At 63.3% G+C, this 23,281-nt stretch carries 18 protein-coding genes; 3 read left to right on the plus strand and 15 right to left on the minus strand.

The window, feature by feature from the left end; all coding sequences use genetic code 11:
- Positions 1-208 precede the first annotated feature (208 nt).
- Positions 209-7,204 (minus strand): NEL-type E3 ubiquitin ligase domain-containing protein, encoded by a 6,996-nt coding sequence (locus BMW74_RS04165; protein ID WP_093414074.1) that lies wholly within the window; start codon positions 7,202-7,204, stop codon positions 209-211.
- 289 nt (positions 7,205-7,493) lie between these two features.
- On the opposite strand from BMW74_RS04165, the gene BMW74_RS04170 reads away from it, so the two are divergent.
- Positions 7,494-7,907: a VOC family protein gene (locus BMW74_RS04170; protein WP_093414077.1), complete on the plus strand. Its 414-nt coding sequence runs from the start codon at positions 7,494-7,496 to the stop codon at positions 7,905-7,907.
- A 200-nt stretch (positions 7,908-8,107) separates the two neighbouring features.
- The gene (locus BMW74_RS04175; RefSeq protein WP_093414079.1) at positions 8,108-9,322 is read left to right on the plus strand and encodes a hypothetical protein; all 1,215 of its coding nucleotides are present in this window, start codon (positions 8,108-8,110) and stop codon (positions 9,320-9,322) included.
- Between the two features lie 133 nt (positions 9,323-9,455).
- Here the strand turns inward: BMW74_RS04175 and BMW74_RS04180 are convergent, their stop codons facing one another.
- Positions 9,456-9,842 carry an ASCH domain-containing protein gene (locus BMW74_RS04180; protein ID WP_093414082.1) on the minus strand — a complete coding sequence of 129 codons (387 nt, stop codon included), beginning with the start codon at positions 9,840-9,842 and terminating at the stop codon, positions 9,456-9,458.
- Between the two features lie 120 nt (positions 9,843-9,962).
- Between BMW74_RS04180 and BMW74_RS04185 the strand changes: the two genes are divergently transcribed.
- Positions 9,963-10,517, plus strand: coding sequence for a hypothetical protein (locus BMW74_RS04185; protein ID WP_093414085.1), 555 nt, complete (start codon positions 9,963-9,965; stop codon positions 10,515-10,517).
- Here BMW74_RS04185 and BMW74_RS04190 read toward each other — a convergent pair.
- From BMW74_RS04190 to BMW74_RS04250, 13 genes are all read right to left on the minus strand, one after another.
- Entirely contained in the window at positions 10,514-11,053 is a 540-nt protein-coding gene (locus BMW74_RS04190; RefSeq protein ID WP_093414088.1) for a metal-dependent hydrolase, read from the minus strand. The two genes, BMW74_RS04185 and BMW74_RS04190, sit on opposite strands and share 4 nt — an antisense overlap.
- Before the next feature lie 54 nt (positions 11,054-11,107).
- Positions 11,108-12,193 (minus strand): fatty acid desaturase family protein, encoded by a 1,086-nt coding sequence (locus tag BMW74_RS04195; protein ID WP_093414091.1) that lies wholly within the window; start codon positions 12,191-12,193, stop codon positions 11,108-11,110.
- Positions 12,190-13,287: an acyl-CoA desaturase gene (locus BMW74_RS04200; protein WP_093414094.1), complete on the minus strand. Its 1,098-nt coding sequence runs from the start codon at positions 13,285-13,287 to the stop codon at positions 12,190-12,192. The genes BMW74_RS04195 and BMW74_RS04200 overlap by 4 nt, the downstream gene beginning before the upstream one ends.
- On the minus strand, positions 13,280-14,419 hold the full coding sequence (locus tag BMW74_RS04205; protein WP_093414097.1) for a sterol desaturase family protein: 1,140 nt from the start codon (positions 14,417-14,419) through the stop codon (positions 13,280-13,282). The genes BMW74_RS04200 and BMW74_RS04205 overlap by 8 nt, the downstream gene beginning before the upstream one ends.
- On the minus strand, positions 14,419-15,036 hold the full coding sequence (locus tag BMW74_RS04210; RefSeq protein ID WP_093414100.1) for a phosphatase PAP2 family protein: 618 nt from the start codon (positions 15,034-15,036) through the stop codon (positions 14,419-14,421). Before BMW74_RS04210 ends, BMW74_RS04205 begins: the two co-directional genes overlap by 1 nt.
- Positions 15,033-16,316 (minus strand): F390 synthetase-related protein, encoded by a 1,284-nt coding sequence (locus BMW74_RS04215; protein ID WP_093414102.1) that lies wholly within the window; start codon positions 16,314-16,316, stop codon positions 15,033-15,035. Before BMW74_RS04215 ends, BMW74_RS04210 begins: the two co-directional genes overlap by 4 nt.
- A complete protein-coding gene (locus BMW74_RS04220; RefSeq protein ID WP_093414104.1) occupies positions 16,313-17,119 on the minus strand; it encodes an MBL fold metallo-hydrolase in 807 nt (268 codons plus the stop codon). Before BMW74_RS04220 ends, BMW74_RS04215 begins: the two co-directional genes overlap by 4 nt.
- On the minus strand, positions 17,112-18,128 hold the full coding sequence (locus BMW74_RS04225; protein WP_093414106.1) for an NAD-dependent epimerase/dehydratase family protein: 1,017 nt from the start codon (positions 18,126-18,128) through the stop codon (positions 17,112-17,114). The genes BMW74_RS04220 and BMW74_RS04225 overlap by 8 nt, the downstream gene beginning before the upstream one ends.
- Positions 18,125-19,123 (minus strand): 3-oxoacyl-[acyl-carrier-protein] synthase III C-terminal domain-containing protein, encoded by a 999-nt coding sequence (locus BMW74_RS04230; RefSeq protein WP_256562519.1) that lies wholly within the window; start codon positions 19,121-19,123, stop codon positions 18,125-18,127. The genes BMW74_RS04225 and BMW74_RS04230 overlap by 4 nt, the downstream gene beginning before the upstream one ends.
- A gap of 207 nt (positions 19,124-19,330) precedes the next feature.
- Positions 19,331-19,753: a heme-binding protein gene (locus BMW74_RS04235; protein ID WP_093414110.1), complete on the minus strand. Its 423-nt coding sequence runs from the start codon at positions 19,751-19,753 to the stop codon at positions 19,331-19,333.
- 25 nt (positions 19,754-19,778) lie between these two features.
- Entirely contained in the window at positions 19,779-21,410 is a 1,632-nt protein-coding gene (locus BMW74_RS04240; RefSeq protein ID WP_093414112.1) for an ABC transporter ATP-binding protein, read from the minus strand.
- Entirely contained in the window at positions 21,400-22,308 is a 909-nt protein-coding gene (locus BMW74_RS04245; protein ID WP_256562520.1) for an ABC transporter permease, read from the minus strand. Before BMW74_RS04245 ends, BMW74_RS04240 begins: the two co-directional genes overlap by 11 nt.
- Complete coding sequence (locus tag BMW74_RS04250) at positions 22,305-23,261, minus strand: ABC transporter permease (RefSeq protein WP_093414114.1); 957 nt, start codon at positions 23,259-23,261, stop codon at positions 22,305-22,307. The genes BMW74_RS04245 and BMW74_RS04250 overlap by 4 nt, the downstream gene beginning before the upstream one ends.
- Positions 23,262-23,281 lie beyond the last annotated feature (20 nt).

The raw sequence follows: 23,281 nt of genomic DNA on the forward strand, positions 1-23,281 counted from the left end.
TAGCAGTAGGTCAGTCAACGGAGATGTTGGCTGTGTTGCCGTCTTCGCGAGCAGGCTCGCTCCCACAGGTTTGGCGCCTTAACTGACTGGCATTAAGGCTCGCCCGCGAAAGCGGTAAGCCTGGCGACATTGATGCTGGATGGACCGACCGGTTCGCGGGCAAGCCTCGCGCCTACGGGCTCACCCCTGTTGTTGCCCGGCGTCGTCCTTAGGCCTGCCCCTCCAGCTCGGCAATCTCGCGCGTGGACAGCTCGGTGGCCAACACCAGGCGCTCGGCCTTGCGTTCGCTGTCCATCTGCTCCCATGCCGCAAAGTGCGCCTCGTCAAAGTCAGGGTATTGCTCTTCCAGGGCTTCGCCCCTGACCTCGTAACGCTGCTGCAACTGTAAGAACTCAGCGGCATAACGCTCCTCCAGGTACGGCATCCAGTAAGGTCGGGCAAGCAACTGTTCGACAAACTCCGGCTGCCCCTCTTCGGCGATGACGGCGGCATACGCAGCATCCAGGTCCTGGGCCGACACCCTGGCCAGATTGGCGTAAATCATCGTCTTGGGCTGAGGCGGCAGCGCAAGGCGCTGTTCCAGGCCAATGCGGTACGCCAGGCGTATTTCCGCCGGATCCAGGCTCGGGTTGCGCCGGCTGGCCGCCCGGGCGACCCCCTCGACCTTGTCCAGGCGGAACAGCCCCCTGGAGAGTTTCAACAGCTCGCGCCCCTGATGCTCAGGTGCGATGTTCTTCAAGGCATTGAACTCATACACCTTCAGTTCCACGTCATTGAACAGCAGGATGCGCCCATCGCCGCACGTCTCGCGCACCCGCAAATCCCTGGCCAGGCTGAACAGCTCATCACGCAGCGCTTCGTCGTCGTAAACGGCATGCAACACTTCCCAGACTCGCCGCCTGAGGTTGGCGGGATCCACCTTGAAGTCTTTGGTATGCCTGAGTTGGGACAGGATTTTAAACAAGTCCTTGCTGTCCTCATGCGCCGCCAGCGAGTCCCAGACTTCATGGTCCTGCGCGTCATCGGCAACCCCGGCAAGCCAGCGGTCTTTGTTGCGCGCCGGCGTCTCATCACCCGGGTGGGCTTGGCCATCGGAGTCGTCGTCCAGGTCACTGCCCGAATCCAGTTCCGATATCGCGTAGCCCTCCATCAAACGATCAATGTCGCCAAGGGTAAAGCCCAGGCCTCGGCCGGTGTCCTCCAGGTAATCACGCAAGCGCTGCAAGTCCACTTCATCGAGCAGGTTGTCGGACAGATCGGTATCACCCATCAAGCGGCCGTGGGCCGGCAGCAAGGCATCGGCGGGAATCGTACTGATCTGGTTATTGCTTAAGTTCAGGGTCGTCAATCCGGGCTGCTCCAGCACACCCTCCGGCCAGTCGCTGAGGATGTTGCCACTCAGGTCGAGGACGCGCAGTTGATCAAGGCCGCGCACATCAAATTCCCCCAGGGTGTTGTCACTCAGGTCAAGTCGCTCCAGGCGAGTGAACCCGTTGAGTTGCCGGCGCAACTGGGCGCTGTCCCTGAAGTCGTTGTGGTTGGCTTCCAGGCGTGTGAGTTGTGGGCACTCGGAAAGCGACTCAGGCAGCGCGCTCAGGCCGTTGCCGTTGATCGTCAGGTGCTCCAGATGGGTAAACGAACGGAAGAACTCATTGGAGCCTTCTGCGCTCAGGCGCACCCCGCTGACGTCCAACCGGGTAACGTGATCGAACACCCTCGGGAGCTCAGGCAACTCACCGACCGTGAGTTCACTGATATCCAGCATCGTGCGCCGGGTGCGCGCCGCCGGGCGCAGGGATTCGCGCCAACAGGCCAGGATTCGATCTGCCGCACGCCGGCGACTGACTGCGCTGATCCAGTCATCGCCCTCGCGGTAGCTGCGCACATCGATCCAGTCGTTCAAACCGCGGGTCAGCGCCTCGTGCTGCTGTTGCCACTGATTGAGGCGCGTCTCGATGTCCAGCGCCCCCAACCCTTCGGCGCTCAAATCGTCAATGCGTCGGACCGCCTCTTCGACACTCAAATCCGGATCCAGGCGCTGCAATTGCGCCGCCGGGGTCAGGCGTGCGTTGCTGCCTGTCGGCGTCAGCGGCAGCAGCAGGTTCGGATCGTCGGTCACCTGCGGTGGAAAGAACTCAGGGTCGCCTCCCGTTCGCCCCACCAACAGGCGCTCACGCGCGATCCCAACCGGCGTAGGCTGCGTCGTACGGGCGGCGAAACGCTGGACCCTGGTCATCGTCGGTGCATCCAGCCGGCAACCTTGCAGGTGCAGGCCCATCAACAGCTGCTCGGGCCCCGAGAAGACCCCTTCGGGAACGTGGGTCAGCGCGCTGTGGCTCAAGTCCAGGCGGCGCAAATCGGGCAGTTCCGATGCCCCTGTCGGCCAGGCGCGAATACCGCTGTGGCTCAGGTCCAGCACTTGCAACGCTTCCATCGCCTGTACGTTCAGCGTTCCGAGCCGATTGTAGGAGAGGTTCAAGACGCGCAGTGAGCGCATGCGGTTCAAGCGTTGTTGCAACGATGGGGTCACGCTCAGTTCGTTGCCGCAAAGGTGCAGCTGTTCAAGCTGGCCCAATGCATCGAACGCCGGTGGCAGCTCACCCAGGCGGTTGCCATTGAGGGTCAGTTGCCGCAGGTTGGGGAATTTGCCGAGGAACCCATCGAGGCTGTCTGCCGATAACCGTGCGCCCCCCAAGTTCAACACCCGGACATGGCCAAACGTGGTGTCGGGCAACGCCGGCAGGTCGCCGAGAGGACCATCGGCAAGGTCGAGCACGTCATCGATCGCGAACGTACGCCACGAGGGGCCGGCCACGAGTTCCTGGGGGGCATACTGCGCACGCAGGCCGTCTGCCCGGCACTGGCGGATTTTATCCGCCGCACGCTGACGCACATAGGCATCGACTTGTCGACGGTCCACGCGCACGACCCTGGCCTGCCATTCGTCCAACTGCTGGTCGAACAGCACCTGTTCGCGGTGGAGGTCGAGGACGTGATCCAACAACGCGCGCCCACTCAAGCCCGTGGCCTTGAAACGCTCCAGCGCGGCATTGGCAAATGCCGGGTCCGCTGGCGCCAGCGCGTGCAAGCGAGCACGGCAATACGCCTCCAGCATCCGCTCCTCGCCGAGTTGATGCGGCACATGACTGCCCAGGTACTCATAGACCTGGACCAGCGTCGACGGCTCCAGCCGTGTCCAGTCCAGGTCCAGGCCCCGCCAGAGGGTTTGGTACCCGCTAAACAACGGCGCTGGCACGGTGTTGATCGAGGTGCCGCGCAGATCCAGGGTGGTGAGTTGCGGCAAGTCCAACACACCGTCCGGCCAGCTCGACATCGAACCGCGCACCGTCAATGAGCGCAACTGGAGCAGCGGACGAACATCCAGTGATGCGCGCCAGTCTTGCAGGGACAAGAGCTCAAGCTGCGGCATCGTCTGCAGGGCTTGGGCCAATGCCTGGGTGTCGACCACGTCTGCGGTATCCAGGGACAGCTCAGTGATCGTGCTCAGCTCGCCCAGCTGCTGACTGAGCGCCGGCAGATGCGCCTCCTGCACCCGAATGCTCAAGCGTTTGACGTTGGGGAATCGACCCAGCAAATCGTCGCCCGCCGGCCCCAGCAACTGCTCGCTATTCAGCACCAAGGCGCGCACATGGGAAAAATCGGCATCCCAGGACGGCAAGCGGCCGACATCGCGCACGTCCAACTCGACGACGGACTCCAGCTCACGATTGAAGCCGTCGCGCCAGCCCGCGACGATCCGCTCGGCGATCATCCGCCGGCTGGGTACCCCATAGGCCAACGGTGCAGGGTCTGCGTCAGCCCACGGCGACAGCACCGCCGCCAACCCATCGAGTTCACGTTGGCGATTGTTGAGCAGGTGCGCGACTTGCTGATCGGTTTTTCCGCTGCGCAGGTGTTGTTGGATCCATTCACCGGCCTGCTCGTCCGAGAGGTTGGGGTAGGTTATCCGTGCCCGGTTGATCAGCAAGGCATCGGCAAAGCCCTTGCCACGCCCACTGGCCAGGTAACCCAGGCGCCCCGAGGCCAGGCGCAGCCCTGGGCCACGCCCGGTGTTGATCGGGCGCAGTTTGAGCAGCTGCGCCATCTCATCGCGATGGCCGGCGGCGTAACGCCCCAACTGACGTCGCAGCCCGTGCACGGGATGCTCCGACGGGGCCGGGGCCATGCTTTCAGGCAACACCGCGGCCAGCGATTCATACAGGTTGCGCCCCAGCCGGGGTTTGGCGTTGAACACCCGGCCGTCGGGGTCAAACGCTTGGTAGCCAGCGCCCTCCTTGACCAGGACTCTGCGCACCGACGCCTGTTCGCTGCCGACGCTGTCAAGCAGCGCGCCATGGATTGAATCGGCACGCACTTCCAGGCGCAAGTTCGCCGGCCAGCCGGGCTGGTGCTCCAGGCAATGCAGCGCCAAGCGGTCGCTGGCCGCCGAGGCCATGTTCTCCAAGTGCAGGCCCGCAAGTGCTCGATTCAACGCACCTTGCTGGACATAGACACGGGCTTGCTGGGCGATGCGCAAGGCAATACGCCCGTGGCTGCGCAGTTGTGCCAATTCCTGCGCACTGGCCTGGGCCAGCAGGTCGCGTGCCGCATAGCGGCTCAGGCTCGGGAAGTGCCGTTGCAGGCGTAGGACATCAGGCTCCAACGGCTCATGGCTGCCCGCGTAAAGTCCGTCGAACAGCACTTTTTTGCGGCTCCGTGCGTGGTTGGCCAGGCGGTCACGGAACACCTGCCCGCGCTTGCTGACGTCGTGCGCACCTTCGACACCGAGCAACTCGACGATTTGTTCCTCATCGAGCTCCGACAACACCGTAGCGGCCAATTTGCCACTCATGGCCTCGGTCCGGGTGACCTTGATGGTGCGCCTGGCGCCGCCCAGTGGCGGGGTGCCATGGACTTGGGACCGGCCCCACGGTTCCGCCCCCTCGAACACTTCAAGGACCTCCTCGCGGGGCCAGCCCGGCATCTCAACGATCAACGGCAATGCATACTCACACAGGCCTTCCACACAGGTGCCGTTGCGCAGGTGCTCAATCATCCCATCGACCTGTTGATCGACCCGGAACTGACGCAAGGTCTCGGCCAGCAGCGGCGGTGGTGATTGGCGATCGATGTGCATCTTGCGCAGCGCATCATCATCGACACCACTGGCCTCGGCGATTTCCAGCAGCGTGTCATCGCTAAAGCCCTCGACCTGATGGCCGATGCGGCGCATCAGGGTCAAGCGATCCCAGGCCAACGGCTGTTCGTGGGCGTGGCGCCAGGCGCCGGCGTGGTTATGGTCCAGCACGGGCTGGTAGGCTTCGGGGTCGGTCGGGTGGTTGATTCGCCACTGTTTTAGCTCAGGGTCGAAGGTCTTCTCATACAGATCCTCGCCCAGTCGCACATAGGTGCGCCCGCCGCTCTGGTACTGGCCCAGGGCATTGGGGCGCAGCGTCGGATCCAGCGTCACGGCGCTGCGATACGGCGCCAGGTCGGGCTTCCATAAACGCGCCTGACCATTGGGCAGCTTGACCGGCACCATGCCATCGACCCAGCGTGAGACCTGGATTTTCGGCACCGTGTGCGCGGCGGCCCCGACGCCGATCAATGCCGCTGCAGCGGCCACGTTCAGCGCCACCGACTCGAAATGCGCCCACGCCTCCTCCCGGTCGCCCACGCTCCAGGCTTCGATGCCGTGATACACCTCCAGGGACAACTGCACCGCCGTCACGGCCAGCATCACATGGCCCAACACCGGCACAAAGAAGGCGGCCACATTGAGCACGTCCAGGCCAATCTCGGCGTAGTGCTTGAGCCGCGCCCACATCGCCTCGTTGTCGACAATCGCCGTCGGCACCGCCAGCAGTCGCGCATTGTCGCGCATACGCACCTGATGACGCTCGTGCAAGGCCTCGAACAGGTCGCCGGTGAGCAAGGTTTCCTTGAGCGACAGGTCCGGTTCAGGGTTATCGATCACCTCATAGAAACCCTTGGGGTCCCAGCGCTTGCCGTAGCGCTGGGCCTTGAGACGGCGGAAAAATGCCTGCTGCTCATCGTGCTTCACAAACGCCGCGAAGCCCTGCTGCATCCTCGTGGCGTACAGCCCGACCGCCAATGCCTTCTCAAAATCTCCAAGGGAAGCGTATTCCACCAGCTCATGACGGCCGGCGCCGGGAATGTAGACAATGATCTTTTGCTCGTCGGCGCTCAGCGGTCGATCCAGCAGCTCGCTAGGCCTGACCGGCAACAAGAATTCGGTCACGTTAAACTTCCAGGACTTGAGTGGCAGGCGGAACAAGCGTGCCCTACAGCCGATGATGAACACCTCGCCCAGGGCGGAGCCAAACATCTCCAGCTCGCTGTACCACACCCCATGGCCGTTGTAGCGCGCGGTTTCCCCACGCAACAGCGCCTGCACGACCTCGAACGCCTCGGCGCTGAGGTGTGACTTGAGTCGCGCGCGGTGTGCGTGCACCGCCAACAGGTCCTTGCGCGCGTCGATCATCTGGCGCCGCACCTGGGCCTGGTTGGCACCGTCAAACACGTGGTCCAAATGCTCCTGGTACTGCTGGCCCAGATCGAGATCGCGGCACAGGTCGGCAAACTCAGCGGGCTTGATCCCCAGGGTCTCGCTGTAGCGATACTTATACGGCTGCCAGGTCCGGTTGATGATCCAGCTGTACTGTTCCGGGCCGTCCTTTTCGGACACCAACGCGCCTGCCGGGGCAATCGCACTGGTGGCCTGCAAAGTCTCCTGGTCAAAATCGGTGCCGCTTTCAAAGTTCAACAACGCCGCTTGCAGCAAGGGTTGTACAACCTTTCGCTCCTGGCCGCGCAGGTGGTACAGGTGGTTGTTGTTGACGTCAACTTCACTGCCAAAGCGCTTGCGCAAGGCGTGCTTGAGCAGCGGTTCGGCGAACTCGTTCAGGCCTTTTAAGCCCTTGAGGCTGCTCGCCAGCGCATGACTGGAGGCCACGCTGTTGGCCACGCAATCGAGCAAGGCCTGACGCTGCGCCTCATTGGCCTGAGTGAACCAGGGGGCCTGCAAGTCGTTGCTGTCCAGCCCCGCCAGCACGCCTTTGCGCAGTGTCTTCAGGTCATCGGGAGTGACCCGCTGAATCCAGCCCGGAACCCGTCGCTTGATAAAGCTCGTGTGCAAGCCTTTGCCCAGCGCAACGGGGGGCGATGTGAGTGGTGCAGTCATGGTGCGGCTCCAATAAAAAAGAGCCGCGAATACATCACGGGGAACCGGGCCTTCGGTGGTAACTATCTATCGCGTTGGTTACCCGATACCACAGGCGCTCGCCGAGCCCTGACGCGCCCACGGAATGCGGGGCCACCCCACATCAAAGAAATAAATCGCAACGCATTCATGAGCAAACTCTCTAAAAAAGCCCTCCCACTGGAGACGTTTTAGGGCTTTGCTATGAGGTCACGCCAACGGCCCACCTTGGGCGCCGTCGGGCTTACCTGTGAACTGCCGAGAACACTCCATGAAAATCAATCCCTACCTGATCTTCAACGGCGACTGCCAAGCCGCCTTCAGCCATTACGCCCAGGCCCTGTCGGGGCAAATCGAAATGAGCATGACCTTCGGCGAAAGCCCGGCCGCCGAGCACGTGCCCGAGCACTGCCGTGGCTTGATCATGCATACCCGCCTGGTGGTAGGCGATCAGGCGATCATGGGCTCGGACACCACGCCCGACCGCCCGGTGAACGCCATGAGTGCGTGCTCGATCTCATTGAATGTCGACACCGTGGCCGAGGCCGAGCGCGTATTCACTGCCCTGGCGGACGGTGGCAGTATCCAGATGCCGCTGGAAGCGACCTTCTGGGCCGCCCGCTTCGGCATGCTGACCGACCGCTACGGGGTGGCCTGGATGGTCAACTGCGAAGCCGAACAGTAACAAGCACCCTCGTTACTTAATATGGCTTGCTCGCGCGGCGGTCCCCTAAAAAAGGACTGCTACGCAGTCCAGCGCGAGCCCCGCAATCACACCAGAAACCCCACGTTCAATGCCGACACCACGCCACTGGCAAGGCTATTGGCCACTAGCCTGGGGTTTTTAGGTAGACTTCGCCGACTTTCCGTGCCGGAGCCCCAAGGATGAACGTGTTTCAAACGCTGTGTGTCGCCCTGCTGGTCATCTCGGGTGCCGCCCACGCTGCCATTCCCGCCATCGAACAGGCCCCCGGCGATGTCCAGGGCTATATCCGTTGCATCCAGCACACCTACGCCGCCAACCAGTGGCAGGCCGGGACCGTGGCCCAATGCCGAGCGAGCAATCCTGCCGTGCGTTCACTGCGCGAGGGCGACTACAACGGGGTGACGTTCACCCAGGCGCAGAACGAACTGTACGAACAGGCGCGCGCGCAGTGGATCGACTTCGACAAATCCCTGCGGGAGCAACTGCTGTCCAAGCGGCTCGCGGAGCAATTCAAGGCGGCCAATGTCTTGACCTCCTACTCGTTCGAACGGGTGGCTCGCGACCTCGACACGCGTTTTGCCGAGATGAACGAGGCGCCCTTCAGTTGGTATCCCGCCACTAAAGCCCCGTACACCACGGCCAGCGGCTTGTCCCTGACGCAACTGCACAACGCCGAGCTGGGGCAATTCAGCCAGTGCCTGGAAGCCGCCACCACCACCCTGAAGGTGCTGACACGCGCGATGTTCGAGGGCGAGGTGACCGGCTGCACCGGTGACATCACCCAGCACAATGTCGACGGCTCCAACGGCCTATACAAGCCCCAGGCGTTCCGTTCGGTCGCCGATCAAGTCTGGGCACAAATCGCCTCGCAGCAAGCCCAGGCCGAGGAAGCCAAACGCGTGCGCCTGGCCAAGGAAGAAGCCGAGTCGTGGCCCAACAGGATCAAGGTGGTGCTGAAGCAGGTGTTCACCGGAGTATTGGTGATTGGCGCCCTGTTCATTGCGTGGATGGTGTGGCGCAACCTGCCGGCCGCTGCGCCGACGCGAGGTACTGGCCGACGTCGGCAACGGCATGAGGACGATGACGATGACGATGAATACGTTACCCCGCCCACCCGCCAGCGCCACGAAAGCCGCCCGGTGGAGAGGAAGCCGGACCTGAACACCTTTACCCTCCACCACCGCAGGGTCAGCAAGGCAACCACCCCGCACTGGTGCGCCAGTTGCATACACTGGCGTGGCGAACGGGTCCAGCACCCGGTGATGAAACGGGACACCTACGTCAAGGTGGGCACGATCGGCAACTGCGCTCACAAGCATCCAGGCTCACCGTACGGCATGAAGCACTATGACGCCGGCTTCCACTGCAAGGACTTTGAAGACGGCGGTTACTGAGGCCCCACTCAACCCAAGCATAAAACACCCCCTTGTGGGAGCGAACCTGCTCGCGAAGCGGCCAGTGCATCTACCGCCTTCGCGAGCAGGCTCTCGCCCACAGGCTATCTGTGCTGTGTCGCAGGCTGGACGGTCAGCTCAACAGCCCTGCGTCCACCTCATAAATCCCGCGCGCCGCTCGAACGGGCACCGGCGGCGTAACAGGCCGCACGTCACTCAGCTCCCAGGCCAGCCAGCCTTGCTCAAAGGAGTTGGCACAGGCTGCCTGCATGTCCGCCAGGACAAACGGGCGCACGGCCGTGACCCGAACGATGGCCACCGCCAGGCCGTCCTCATCCTCATCGCCCTCGGCATGCAGAAAGCGCCCGTTCTCGACGATCAACAGATCCTCGGTGGGCGCCAGTCCAGGCTGCCAGCGCCGAACTTCAAGGGTCTTGTCGCCACAGGCGATGCGGCTGCCGCTGGGGCGCACGATGGATAAGGCCTTGATGGTGTTCTCCTTGAAGGGGGTCGTAGTCATACTCATCGAAACAAAGGCTAGCCGGGCACTATAAACATCTCCCAGGCGCTGGGCCGGGGATTTTTTTACCCGTTCAACCGCCGTGTACACTGCCCACCCTTATTCAAGGGACACGTTGCCATGCACAGGATTGCACGCTGTTTTGTCGTGTTACTGACGCTCAGTGGTTGTACCGACTACAAGTGGGGCCACAACTGGCGCACTGAGGCGCCGGGAGGCTGGACGGACGAAACCAAGGTCGAGAGCATCCGGAGCGTATTCCTCACAGCCACGTGCCAGGGCACCCCGCTCACCGTGGGCGTAGAGCGCATGGACGCAACCACGCTCGTCGCGTTGTTCTTCATCCCCCTGTTCCCAAGCTCCCTCGACCAACCCTACCCCTTGCTCATCCAGGTCAAGCACAAGGATCTCAAGCACTGCCCAACCCCCGCCCAGAACCCCTTGCTGCTGAAAATGGACGGCCGGCTCATCACCGACTTCGAGACCACGCGCAACCAGGAGGATGGGGTGTGCATCATGCGCCCGGCGGCACGACAATTGGACGGCAACACCCTGTCGATGGAGATCAACCCGAACGTGTTGCCCTGCGCCGTGGCCCCGGCGACCCTGAAAAAGAGTCGCTACGCCTGCATGCGCGCTATGCAGTTTGGCGGCTCTGCCCGGTGTGAGGACTAGCTGCGCTTCGCCGGCCACAGCCCTCGACCGGCCAGGATCGCGGCGGCCAGGCCCAGGGTCGGCAGCCACACCCAATAGAGCTCCGATTGCATCACCGCCCATCCGCGCTGACTCAAAAAGCGTGTCAAGCCGATGGGTGAAACCTCAATCGGCGTGAACGGCATGAACCACCGCAGGTCACTGAAAGGCCAGAACAGGGCCACGCCCAGGCCGCCATCGGTACAGGCATCGAGCAGTGGATGGGACAGCGCCGCCAGGAACAGAAAGCCGATGCACCGCCCGGGGCTGGTCTGCAGGGATTTATGAAACAGGCTCACCAGGCAACTGATGGCCAGGGCAAACAGGATCGAATGAGAAGCACCGCGATGGCCCCAGGTGTCGGTATAGGCGATGCCGAGTTTGAACGACACCACATCCAGGTCCGGTAGTGCAGCCAGGACCGCACCCGCGATCAGTAACCTTGCGCTGATGCAGCGCCGTCCCAGTGCAGCCCCGACAATCAGGGGCACGACCGCATGGGTGATGATGGTAGGCATGGAGCGTGGTTCCTCAAGGTGGTCATGGGGATAAAAGCTGAAGGGGGTCGGCGGTCAAGCATCCGGTGCCTTGTTCGCGCCCATCGCACTGAGGAACCGCTGTTGCAGCCTCAGCATTTCACGGGGCCCGATACGCTGGTACGCAAGGCCAAAACGGGGCGCCACCTCGCTGATGATCTGGCTCAGGGCCGGATAATGGCGGTGGCTCCAGTGGGGGAACAGATGGTGCGTCAAGTGCAGGTTCGCCCCGCCCACCCAGTACCCCAGCCAGCGCGGCGTGGTCTGCCAGTCAATGGTGGTCGCAAACACGTGGTGATAGCGGCCGTGGGGCAACTCGCCACTGTACGGCGCCCGGTAGAACTTCGCCTTGGCCCAGTGGGTGCCGATGATCAGCATCACGAACAGCAACGACGAGAGCATCTGGCTGACCAGGTAAACCAGCACGATGTCGAGGGCGCTGAGGGTCGGGGGTAGCACCCAGAGCGGAATCAGCAAGGCCAGGGTCAGGTGCAGGCCCTTGCCCAGCACAAACAATCCCCAGCCGCGCACGCCGTGCTGCGCCATGCGCCGGGTCACCGGGGTTTGCCCTGCCCGGTCCAACCAGTCGAACAGCCAGATGTAATACGGGAAGGTCATGGCCGCCACCAATGGCCAGTAAAAGCGCTGTACGCGCATAAAGGGCTTCCAGCGCTGGAAAGGCGTCTGGCGTAGCACCCCGTTTGGCTCGATGTCGAGGTCGTAGCCCTCGACGTTATTGTGCCCGTGGTGAAAGATCACGTGCCGCACCCGCCAACAGTCAGGGTCAAGACCCAGCGGGATGCTGACCATGACGTTGAGCCAGCGATTGGCCCAGCGCCGTTTGAAAAAGGCATTGTGGGACGCGTCATGGACCACGTTGACCGTGATCAGCATGGCCGTGAAAATGAAGCCCAGGTAATAACCAAAGTACCCCCACCCCGTGGATTGCTGCAGGCTCATGCCGTAGAACCCGGCACCTGCCAGCACCAGCAGGCCTAACTTGACGATCATCCCGGCATCGGCAAAACGGTGATCGCGATGCGCCGCCAGGTAATCGTTGGCCGCCTGCATCAGCGCCTTGTGCACATCCGCGTCATCACGCTGGAACGCCAACGGCTTCATGGTTGAACCAGGGGCGCTTGCCCCATCTGGCGCAGGAACTGTTGCTGTTGCCTGAGCAGTTCACGATAGCCAATGCAGCGATAGTCCATGCCGTGTTGCGCCGCCAGGCGCTCAATGATGGCTGCCAGCGCCGGGTAGTGACGATGGCTCCAACCGGGGAACAGGTGATGGGTTAAATGATAATTCAGCCCACCCGTGAAATGACGCAGCCAGCGTGGCGTGGTCAACCAGTCGCACGCGGTGGAGAAGTTGTGCCGATACCAGCCATGGGGCATCACCGCGGTCTCCGGCACAGGGTAAAACTGCGCCTGTGCCCAATGCGTGCCGAGCAGCAAATACACCACCAGCAACGAGGCACACATCTGGCTCACGGCATACGCCAGCAGCACCGTCGACACGTCGATGCCATTGAGCGGAGCCACGATCAACGGCACGCCCAGGACCAGGAGCACATGGCCGACCTTGCTGGCCAGGAACACGGCCCAGCCCCGGCGCCCCGGCAGCACGTGCTTTGCGGCCAGCGGCGTTTTCCCCAGGCGATCCGACCAGTCGAAGATCCAGGCGACATAGGGCAGTGACAACGCCGCGATCAACGGCCAATATCGGTGTTGATAGCGCATGTGCGCCCGCCAACGCTGGAACGGTGTCTGCCGGAAGATCCCGTTCTCTTCGGTGTCCAGGTCGTAGTGTTCGACGTTGGCGTAGACGTGGTGAAAGTCGACGTGGCGCACCCGCCAGAAATCCGGGTCCACCCCCAACGGCAGCGTGACCAGGCGCCCTACCAGGCGGTTGGCCCACGGTGCACGGAAGAACACGTTGTGGGAGGCGTCATGATTGACCACCACGTTGAGCAACATGCCCATCATCACAAACAGGAAGTAGCACCCGAAAAATGCCCACGCGTCGTGCTGCATCAGGCTCAAGGCGTAGAACCCCACGCACAGCACCAGCAGCGCCAAGGCCCTGGCGAGCAGCCAACCATCGGCATAACGGTGGTCATCCGCCAGATAGGCGCGAGCCGCGCGCTTGAGTGCTTGATGGAAAGCCTGTTCACCGTCGGCGGGAAAGGCCAGGGGCCTGAGTGACTCAACCATGGGGTTGCTCCAGCACAGACGCAGCGTCGGATCGCCGCCTGGCGCACGACCACAACACCGTCATGCCGTGCAGGCCCAGGGCGAGCAACACCACCTGCCAGTACCCCTGCGACCACCCCAGCAGCCCGAGAAACAGCAGTGGCAAGCCCAGCGTAATCAGCAGCCAAGCGATCACACTCAGGGTACGTCCCTGCACCATGCCCGCCAGCGCCACCGGCCCCAGCGCCAACAGGCTGAACAACGCGACTTGTGGCCAATGTACCTGGGTATAGCCGTAGCCATACGTGTAGACATAGGCAATCACCCCGGCGAACACCAGCAGCGCGCCACTGAACACCGTCAGGTTCGAGCAACGCCAGCGCCCGGCTTTATCGGACACGGTCACTGGCAGGCGCAGGTAGCGCAACAACGGCACATTGCTCGCCCAGAAGGGGTTGGCAGACGGCTTGGTGCCGCCTACGCCATAGTCGAACGGCGCTGCGGGCAAGCTCGGGCAGAAAGTCCCGAACAGCTTGTCCCAGAAGATGAAACTGCCGCCAAAGTTCTTGTTCGAGTAGGCCATGTCTTTGACGTGGTGCACCCGATGGTGAGCCGGCGTGACAAAGATCGATTCCAGCAAACCCAGCTTGGGCGTCAGCGCACTGTGGTTAAACAATTGAATGGTGTAGTGCAGGATCGACACCGTGACAAACACCGACAACGGTACCCCCAGTACGGCCAACAGCAGGAAGAACGGGATCGAGGTCAGTGACGAGTACCACGAGTTGCGTACCCCCAATGACAGGTTGAAATGCTCACCCTGGTGGTGAACCACGTGCACCGCCCACAGCACACGCAGGTAGTGGTGGGCTCGGTGCAACCAATAGAAACCGAAGTCCCAGGCAAACAGCGCAAACACCCAGGTCAGCACCGGTGGCCATGACTCGAACAACGCGAGGCTGAAGTGGCTGGCGACATAGCCGTAGCAGGCGATTTCCAGCCCACGGAACAACCACAGCATGAGATGCCCGGAGTTCAGGTTGAACATCACGTCATGCCAGTTGACTGCCTCGTGCCGGCGCCACTGCACAATCAGCATCTCGCCAATCACCACCAGCAGCATGAACAGGATGGGGAACGCCAGGTCGATCATCACACTTCTCCTCTGAGCGCACGATAGCGGCTCACGTCCAGGCGTCGGGCCAACCCTGCGGCCACCAGCGCCAACAGCGCACCGCTGACCAGGTCAATCAACAAGTGGCGGCGTAGCTGCAGGATCGAAAAGCCTATCGCGACCGCCCATGCGATGAGCAACACCGTCCTCAACGTGTGCCGTGCATCGCCCAAGGCCCATACGGCGAGTACCGTCAGGGCCATGTGCAGGGAGGGCAGGCAATTCTGCTTTGAGTCGAACTGCGCCAAGGCACCCAATACCGCTGAACTGAGGGTGGTGCCGTGATCGAGCGGATAGACCATGGTCGTCGGCCACGCCAGATACACCGCCCCCGCCCCGATCGCCGTCAGTTGCATGGCCCTGGCCAAGGGTTTGACCCGTTCCATCGGGGCCAGCAGGTAAGCCAGTGGGATCAGGATGAAGAACGACAGGTACAACCAGATGGCGTGCGGGCTGAATGGGATCAGGCGATCAATCAACGAAGGCGAGATCACCGTCCCCGTACCTTGAAAGCGGTCCGTGAGGTTGTAAACCAGCCCCACACATCCCCAGCCCAGCAGCATGTGCCACAACCTGGGAAGAATGGCCTTGATCATGGGGTCACCTGCCGAATGATTCGCCGTCGCTTGCGATCGAACGCCGGCATCACCGCCTGCACCGACAACTGCCACTCCAGCACCTGCGTGTCGATGCCCTGCCGCTCGAACGCGGCGACCAATTGCGTGCGACAGCGTTCCAATGCCTGCTGCGAGCAGTCGGCCACGAGCTGCAAACGATTCCCGGCCTGTTGAATCAAGCGGTAGTCGCTGGTCAGCGGCAACGCATTGGCCATGGCCCGCGTGCACAGGTCGGCGAAAATCACCTGCGCCTGTCCCTGGTGATTGAGCAGGAGCAGTTGGTCATCGCAGCGGCCTTCTATGCGGTCGATGGCCATGCTCGCTTGCCCGCACGGGCAGGGTTCGGCCTTCCTGACCAGTACATCGTCGAGCCGGTAGCGCACGATGGGTTGGGTGCTGCGGGTGAAATCGGTGATCAGCGGGGTAAAGCGGTGTTCATCGATCCATTGGGGCTCGATATAGAGAAACTCTTCATTCAAGTGCAGCGTGCCGTGGGAACAGGTAGCCGCCAGGAATCCTTCGGTGGCCTGATACACCTCACCGATATCGGGGAACACCTGTTCCAGTATCCGTCGATCATGCCGATCCAGGACTTCGGCCACCGAGATCACTTTCTTGACGTTGAGCACCAGTTGCCGATCGAGAACCGCGAGCGCCAGCGCCCGGAGCACTTGGGCCGGCGCGACGATGATGCTCGGGGCCTGTTGCTGCAAGCGCGGCAGTTGCGCCGAAAAAGGCGCGAACAGGTCGTAGAACTCCAGGCTCAGCCAGCGGTTGTTGACGCTGTGGTAGAGGTTGTTGTCCGCGCGTAAAAACAACGCGACGCGCTCACCGGCAAAAATCCCATCGGGCAACATCTTCGCCAGCATGCCCCCGGCCCAGACCTGTTGCTCGCGCTCACTGACGACAAATACCCCGCGCTGCCCCGACGTCCCGGACGACAAGCCGACGCTGTAGGCCCCGACCTTGGGGGTGAAGTCACGTTCGGTTTCGCTGCGCCGCGCGCACGCCAGCAACTGATCGCGCTGCAAGTGGGCGGTGTTCATCTGGTCGAACTGCGCCATCATCAGCGCCTTGTCCATCAGCGGCCACTCGCGCAACGCCAGCTGGCTGTAGGGGCGAAAATACGGGCTCTTTGCCAGGACCCGACGAGCAAAACGCTTGAGCTGTCGGGCTTGATAGGCGTCCAGCACAGCGCGATCGGTGAAGGTCAGGCGCCGTGTGCGCCAGTAGTGCCAAAGGGTCTTCAACACACTCATAGGTCCCCCTCGTGGCACAGGCGAATGTCGACATGCCCGGCCGCCCACAGCTGGTTCAGGCGGCGGAGCGTGGCGTAATAGGCGCGAGCGTCTTCCATCAGCAGATTGGCCAGCAGCGAAGGGCCGCGCAGGGTCTGATAACTCTGCGCAGACCACCCGGCGTCACTGGCCAACAGCGTCCAGCCGGTGTCGGTGAGAATGAACGCGCCGATGTGCCCCGCCGCATGCCCCGGCAAAGGCACCAGGAAGATCTGCCCGTCACTGCCCGGCAGTTCGTAACCTTGGTCGAACGGTGCCAGGTGCGCGGACAGCCCCACCCTTGGGAAGCTTTCGATGAACTGCACCCGCGCCTCAAAACTCTCCGGGATCAAGCCGGGAATGAAGGCCTGTTTCAATGCCGAGAACCCACGTAGCGTCCGGGTCTGTTGCCAGCCCTGGCCCGAGCAGATGAAATTGACCGCGTCGAAATCGCGCAGCCCGGCAATGTGGTCGGCATGAAAATGCGACAGGATCAGCCCTTCGATGTCATTGCCCGCCAAGCCCGCGCTACGCAGTTGTTCGACCAAAGACTCGCGCGGGTCGAAGTACACCGGCGTGACCTGGCGGTACACGCGGAAAATGCCGGATTGGGTCTGCGCCTGGAAATGCGTCGAGTAGCCGGTGTCCCATAGCCAGCGACGGCTGCCCACCTCCAGCAGATAGGCCCGGGCCGGGAACTTGCACACGCGCAGGCCGGCTCCACGTTGGGCCATGCAGGCGATATGGGTGCAGTAGCCCACCTCGAAGGTGGTGACGTTAGCCATGCGCCGCCGCTCCCTGTTGCCTGAACCAGGCACCGGTCTGTTCGATCCCCTGCTCCATCGTGTAGCGCGGCGAGTACCCGAGCTCCTGCGTGGCGCGCACCGGGCTCAGCGTCATGTCGAAGTTCAACGCCGCGACGCTGTAGCGCGTCAGTTGCGGTTCTTTGCCCGTGGCGCAGCTCAACAGCTCCAGGCCCCCGGCCAACGCATGCAGCAGTGGGTAGGGAACCGCCTGCAGCCGATAGCGCAGGCCCAGTTGCTCACGCAGCAACAGGTGCAGCATGTCGGCCAAGCGCATCGGCTGGTGATTGGTGATGTTGTACGCCGCACCGGAAGGCAGCGCAGTGCCACCGCTCGCCAGGTCCATGGCATGCACCACGTTGAGCACAAAGGTCAGGTCCAGCAGCGCATTGCCACCGCCAGGAAGACGCAACACGCCGCGATCCTGTTCAAGCCGGCTCAGAACCCTGGGCAGGATCACCCGGTCGTGTGGGCCAAACAGGCCGCGGGGTCGCAAGATAATGTAGGTCGTGCCTGGATAACGCGGCACCAGCGCCTGGATGCCCTGCTCCGCCGCAAACTTGCTGCTGGCGTAGTGGTTGGCAAAACGTGCGGCACGGTAGCCCTCGTCGATCTCGTGATGAGGCGCAAAGTCGAAATAGATCGCCGGCGTGGAGATATGCACGAAGCGCCGAACACCGGCACGCCCCGCTGACTCGGCCAGTTTTTGCGTGGCAACCACGTTGGCCTGGTGGAAATCCTCCTCGCGCCCCCACGGCGAGGACTTCGCCGCGCAGTGCCAGACCGCCTCGCACCCGCTCATCAATGCCTGGCACTGTTCGCGGGTCGCGTGGCTGAGGTCCAGCGCGGTGAATTCGGCACCTTGCGCACGCAAGGCGCTGCCGACCTGGGTATCACGACCGGTGGCGTGCACCTCATGACCGGCGTCGAGCAGCCACTGTGCGGCGTTTCGCCCAAGCCCGCTGGTGGCGCCGGTCAGCAGGACCTTCATGGCAGCAGGACCATGCCGGCCAGCGACAGGCCAGCGGCGGTACCGATGAGCATCACCGGCTCGGCGCGATTGAAGCGCCCGCTGGTGACCGCTGCGTGCAAGGCCGTGGGGATCGACGCGGCGACCTGGTTGCCGTGATAACGGTAGATATCCACCAACACGCTGGAAGAGACATGCAGGCGGCGGCGCATATGTTCCAGCGACAGATGACTGGCCTGGTGCGGCACGACCGTGGCGATCTGCTCCAGGGTCAATCCGCTTGCCGCCAGCAAGCGCGCAAGGTAGTCCTCGATCAACGCGCTGGCCTGCCTGAACAGTTGCTTGCCGCGCATGTGGAACAGGAAGTCGCGGTCCGTCATCCCCGCGCGCGGATTACGTCGCGTGCCGCCCGCGCGGATCTCACAGAGTTCGCTGCCTTGCGGGTGGGTTTCAACCAGGCTGGCGAGGATCCCGCTGCTGCCGTCGCCCCGCTCAACAATGGCGCACGCGGCGCCGTCGCCGAAAATCAGGGAGGACTCTTCATCCGCCCAGTCGATACCCCGCGAGGCCAGGTCGGCCGACACAATGGCGATGCGGCGGTAGGTGCCGGCATTCAACAAGCCGGCGGCAACCTGCAGCGCCGAGATGAAGCTCACGCAGCTGCTGTTGATGTCAAAACCGGGGGTGCCGGGCGCCAGGTGGGCGACTTTGAGAATGTGCACGGCGGTGCAAGGCAAGGCCTGCACCGAGATCGCCGACGCCGAGATCAGCAAATCGATGGACGCGGCCTCGATGCCCTGCCGGGCCAGCGCGTCGTGAAGGGCCGCGGCGGCCAACTCGGCCTGGCTGGCAGTGTCCGTGGCATGAAAGCGGTGCGCGATGCCCGAACGCTTCTCGACGTAACCGGCGGGCTTGTTGAGCCGCCGATCAAGATCGCTGGAGGCTACGCAGTTGGGGGGGAGCGCCACGCCGGTGGCGATGACCTTCAAGGGCAGCAAAACGGGCGATGAAGACATTGATGTCATTGATTGTTCGACCCTGAACCCAGACATGAAAGACGGCAAGCCGCGATGCCATTGAGACGTTCACCTCGACCCAGAGTCACTAGGCATGAATAAGGAAGGGGGAAGTCGTGGCCGCGAGTCTAATCCAGCGGGATCAACGCTGGATATAAGAGTCATCTGAATCCAAGGCGAGAAGCGAGAGCGGATGACGCACAACGATTAAACAACCTCGCGCAGCAGATCCAGTGCGCCAGCACCGGCCCTGGCCACCTGCGCATCCTGGCCGGACTGTACGCCGGAGACACCCACGGCGCCCACCACCTGCCCCGCCACCCAGATCGGCACCCCGCCCTCCAGTGTCCCGCTGAGCAGCGGCACCGAGAGAAAGGCCGTGCGTCCGCCGTTGATCATGTCTTCGTAGACCTTGGTTTCCCGGCGCCCGAGAGCCGAGCTGCGGGCCTTTTCCGTGGCGATGTACGCGCCCACTGGCGCGCAGTCGTCCAAACGCTCCAGGGCCAAGGGGTGACCGCCGTCGTCGACTACGGCAATCGCCACCGGCCACTGGTTGGCCCGGGCTTCCCTGCGGGCGGCTTCGAGAATCAGAACGACGTCGGCGTGAGTCAGTACCGCTTTGCTGTGCATGGTGGTGGATTCCTTGGGTGGGTATTCAAGCGGTGACGGCCAGCCTGCGGGTCAGCCAATCGGGGTCCATCTGCGGCACCGAGGCCAGCAGCTTGGCGGTGTAGTCGTGATGGGGCGGGCTGAAGACCTGCGCCAACGAGCCTTGCTCGACAATTTTGCCCTGGTGCATGACCACTACCTGGTCGGCGATGCCCTTCACGGTTTCGATGTCGTGGGTGATGAACAGGTACGAAAGCCCGAGCTGCGCCTGGAGCCGCTGCAACAGTTGCAGGATGTCCTTGGCCACGATCTGGTCGAGGGCCGAGGTGACTTCATCGCAGATGATCACCTGGGGCTCGGCGGCCAGGGCGCGGGCGATGCAGATGCGTTGCTTCTGGCCACCGGACAGCTCGCCCGGAAAGCGGTCGATGATCCGCGCCGGCGACAGTTCGATCTGCTCCAGCAGTTGATGAATGCGCGCCTCCTTGGCCTTGCCGGTGAGGCCCAGGTAGAACTCCAGTGGCCGGCCGAGGAAGTCGCGCACCCGCTGACGTGGATTGAGGGCGGTATCCGGCATCTGGTAGATCATCTGGATATGGCGCAGGGTGTCCCGGTTGCGCTCACGGTAGCCGAGCGCCAACGGCTCACCCTGGAAGTAAAGCTGGCCCTTGCTGGCCGGCAGCAACCCGGTCAACACCCGGGCCACGGTGGATTTTCCCGAGCCCGACTCCCCCACCACCGCCACTGTCGCGCCCTTGGGCACTTCCAGGGAGATGTCGTGGAGGATCGGCAACTGCCCGTAGCCCGCCGACACACCCGCCAGCTTGAGCACTGGCACCTGCTGGGCGAAGGTCTTGGGGATGTGCTGCATCTCGCGCACCGCCCACAACGACTTGGTGTAGTCCATTTGCGGGGCCGCCAGCATCTGCCGCGTCGGCGCCTGCTCCACTGTGTGGCCGTGGCGCAGGACCATGATCCGGTCGGCCATCTGCGCGACCACCGCCAGGTCATGGGTGATGTAGAGGGCGGCAGTCCCAAACTGCTGGACCACTTCGCGGATAGCCGCCAGCACGTCCACTTGGGTGGTGACATCCAGCGCCGTGGTCGGTTCGTCGAAGATGATCAGGTCGGGCCGACACGCCATCGCCATGGCAGTCATCGCGCGCTGCAACTGGCCGCCGGAGACTTGGTGCGGATACCGAAAGCCGATGTGTTCGGGATCCGGCAGACGCAGGCGGCGGTACATCTCGACCGCGTCGGCGCGCGCCTGCTCTTCGCTGAGCACGTGGTGCTGCACGGCGGTCTCGACGTACTGGTCGATCAGGTTGTGCGCCGGGTTGAACGCGGCCGCCGCCGATTGGGCGACGTAGGCGATGCGCGAGCCCCACAGCTTGAGTTTGTCCTTCTGCGGTGCCTGGGCCAGGTCCACGCCATCGAAGACGATGCTGCCCTGGGTGATCCGACAGCCCGGGCGCTCAAAGCCCATGGCCGCCAAGCCCAGAGTGGACTTGCCGGCGCCGGACTCACCGATCAGGCCGAGGATCTCGCCACGGTGCAGTTGCAGGTCAATGCCCTTGACGATCTCCTGCCACGCACCGCCGCTCTGCGCTTCGATGCGCAGGCCGGTGATGGTCAGCAAGGTGTCGCTACGGTTACGGCTGTTGTGCTCACTGTTCATCGCGCAGGCCACTCGTCAGGTGCAGGAACCAGTCCACTACAAAATTGACGCCGATGGTCAGCAAGGCAATGGCCGCCGCCGGCAACAACGGGGTGATGTCGCCATAGGAGATCAACGTCGCGTTGTCCCGTACCATCGAGCCCCAGTCCGCCGTCGGGGGCTGGATGCCCAGGCCGAGGAAGCTCAGGGCGCTGATGAACAGGAAGGTGAAGCAAAAGCGCAGGCCGAACTCGGCCACCAGCGGCGCCATGATGTTGGGCAGGATCTCGCGGAACATGATCCAGGCGTTGCCTTCGCCGCGCAGGCGCGCCACTTCGACGAAGTCCATCACCGCGACGTTGCTGGCCACGGCGCGGGTCAGGCGGAACACCCGGGTCGAATCGAGCACCGCAATGATGATGATCAATGTCGGGATCGAGGTGCCGAACAGGGTCAGCAGCATCAAGGCGAAGATCAGTTGCGGGATTGCCATCAGCACATCGACCACCCGTGACAGCACCTGGTCGACCCAGCCGCCCCGCGCTGCCGCGAGCAGGCCGGCCGTGCCGCCGAGCAGGAACGCCAGGGCCGTGGCCAGGGCGACGATGCCGATGGTGTTGCGTCCGCCGTAGAGCAAGCGGGTCAACATGTCGCGTCCCAGGTTGTCGGTGCCTAGGAGGAACTGCGGTCCCCAGGGCTCGAACGCCGGGGCGACGACTTGGGACTCACCGTACGGCGTGAGCCAAGGCGCGAAGATCGCCCCCAGGGTGTAGAGCACGATCACCAGCAGGCCAAAACGGGCCGTCCAGGGCGCGATCTTCAATCCCTGCCACAGGCGCTGGCCCAGGCGGGAGCGGGAGGTGGGTTCAAGCAGCGGAGTCATCCCTTGAGCGTCGAGGTCCAGGCTTGGCTTGTTCATTTGGGGTGCCTCAACCGTGGGTTAGTGAGCACGGACAGCACGTCCGCCGTCAGGTTGAGCAGGATGTAGGTGGCCGCAAACACCAGGCTGCACGCCTGGACCACCGGCATGTCGCGCTTCTTCACCGAGTCCACCATCAACTGGCCCATGCCCGGATACACGAAGACCACCTCGACCACCACCACGCCAACGATCAGGTACGCCAGGTTGAGCACGATCACGTTGATGATCGGCGCCCAGGCGTTGGGCAAGGCATGGCGCAGGATCACCCGCCAGCGCGGCACGCCCTTGAGCGTGGCCATCTCGATGTAGGGGCTGGCCAGCAGGTTGATGATCGCCGCCCGGGTCATGCGCATCATGTGGGCCATGACCACCAGAGTCAGCGTCAGCGCCGGCAGCGTCACCCGATACAGGCGTTCGAGCAGCGGCTGGGACGGGTCGACGTTGGCCAGGCTCGGCAGCCAGCCGGCCTTGACCGAGAACAGCAGGATCAACAGGTACGCCAGGAAGAACTCGGGGAAGGAGATGAAGGTCAGCGTCGCGCTGTTGATCATCCGGTCGAACCAGCCGTTGCGGTAGATCGCCGCGAGAAAGCCCAGGCCCAAGGCCAGCGGCACCGCGATCACCGCCGTCACCGAGGCCAGGAACAGGGTGTTGAGCAAGCGGGTGCCGAGCAACTCAGCGATCTGCCGGCCGTTGGCCAGGGAGCTGCCGAAGTCGCCCTGGACGAATGCCCCCAGCCAGTGCAGGTAGCGCAGGTACAAGGGTTGATCCAGTCCCAGGGCCTGGCGAAAGGCAGCCACCGCCTCGGGCGTGGCCGATTGCCCGAGGATCTCGGTGGCGATGTCGCCGGGCAAAAAGTCCACCCCCAACAGGATGATCACCGAGACCACCCACAGGCTCAGGCCGCCCAGGGCCAGGCGTTTAAGCAACAGGCTTGCCATCGGGTTCATGTGCCGCCCTCCCCTTTGCC

Source organism: Pseudomonas sp. ok272, from assembly GCF_900109995.1.
Lineage (GTDB): Bacteria > Pseudomonadota > Gammaproteobacteria > Pseudomonadales > Pseudomonadaceae > Aquipseudomonas.

Bases quoted from the DNA above. Each gene is read 5' to 3' on its own strand.
- BMW74_RS04250 (WP_093414114.1), bottom strand. From the start codon at position 23,261: ATGAACCCGATGGCAAGCCTGTTGCTTAAACGCCTGGCCCTGGGCGGC.
- BMW74_RS04185 (WP_093414085.1), top strand. From the start codon at position 9,963: ATGCACAGGATTGCACGCTGTTTTGTCGTGTTACTGACGCTCAGTGGT.
- BMW74_RS04180 (WP_093414082.1), bottom strand. From the start codon at position 9,842: ATGACTACGACCCCCTTCAAGGAGAACACCATCAAGGCCTTATCCATC.
- BMW74_RS04215 (WP_093414102.1), bottom strand. From the start codon at position 16,316: ATGAGTGTGTTGAAGACCCTTTGGCACTACTGGCGCACACGGCGCCTG.
- BMW74_RS04225 (WP_093414106.1), bottom strand. From the start codon at position 18,128: ATGAAGGTCCTGCTGACCGGCGCCACCAGCGGGCTTGGGCGAAACGCC.
- BMW74_RS04235 (WP_093414110.1), bottom strand. From the start codon at position 19,753: ATGCACAGCAAAGCGGTACTGACTCACGCCGACGTCGTTCTGATTCTC.
- BMW74_RS04230 (WP_256562519.1), bottom strand. From the start codon at position 19,123: ATGTCTTCATCGCCCGTTTTGCTGCCCTTGAAGGTCATCGCCACCGGC.
- BMW74_RS04165 (WP_093414074.1), bottom strand. From the start codon at position 7,204: ATGACTGCACCACTCACATCGCCCCCCGTTGCGCTGGGCAAAGGCTTG.
- BMW74_RS04220 (WP_093414104.1), bottom strand. From the start codon at position 17,119: ATGGCTAACGTCACCACCTTCGAGGTGGGCTACTGCACCCATATCGCC.
- BMW74_RS04240 (WP_093414112.1), bottom strand. From the start codon at position 21,410: ATGAACAGTGAGCACAACAGCCGTAACCGTAGCGACACCTTGCTGACC.
- BMW74_RS04190 (WP_093414088.1), bottom strand. From the start codon at position 11,053: ATGCCTACCATCATCACCCATGCGGTCGTGCCCCTGATTGTCGGGGCT.
- BMW74_RS04200 (WP_093414094.1), bottom strand. From the start codon at position 13,287: ATGGTTGAGTCACTCAGGCCCCTGGCCTTTCCCGCCGACGGTGAACAG.
- BMW74_RS04175 (WP_093414079.1), top strand. From the start codon at position 8,108: ATGAACGTGTTTCAAACGCTGTGTGTCGCCCTGCTGGTCATCTCGGGT.
- BMW74_RS04195 (WP_093414091.1), bottom strand. From the start codon at position 12,193: ATGAAGCCGTTGGCGTTCCAGCGTGATGACGCGGATGTGCACAAGGCG.
- BMW74_RS04170 (WP_093414077.1), top strand. From the start codon at position 7,494: ATGAAAATCAATCCCTACCTGATCTTCAACGGCGACTGCCAAGCCGCC.
- BMW74_RS04210 (WP_093414100.1), bottom strand. From the start codon at position 15,036: ATGATCAAGGCCATTCTTCCCAGGTTGTGGCACATGCTGCTGGGCTGG.
- BMW74_RS04205 (WP_093414097.1), bottom strand. From the start codon at position 14,419: ATGATCGACCTGGCGTTCCCCATCCTGTTCATGCTGCTGGTGGTGATT.
- BMW74_RS04245 (WP_256562520.1), bottom strand. From the start codon at position 22,308: ATGAACAAGCCAAGCCTGGACCTCGACGCTCAAGGGATGACTCCGCTG.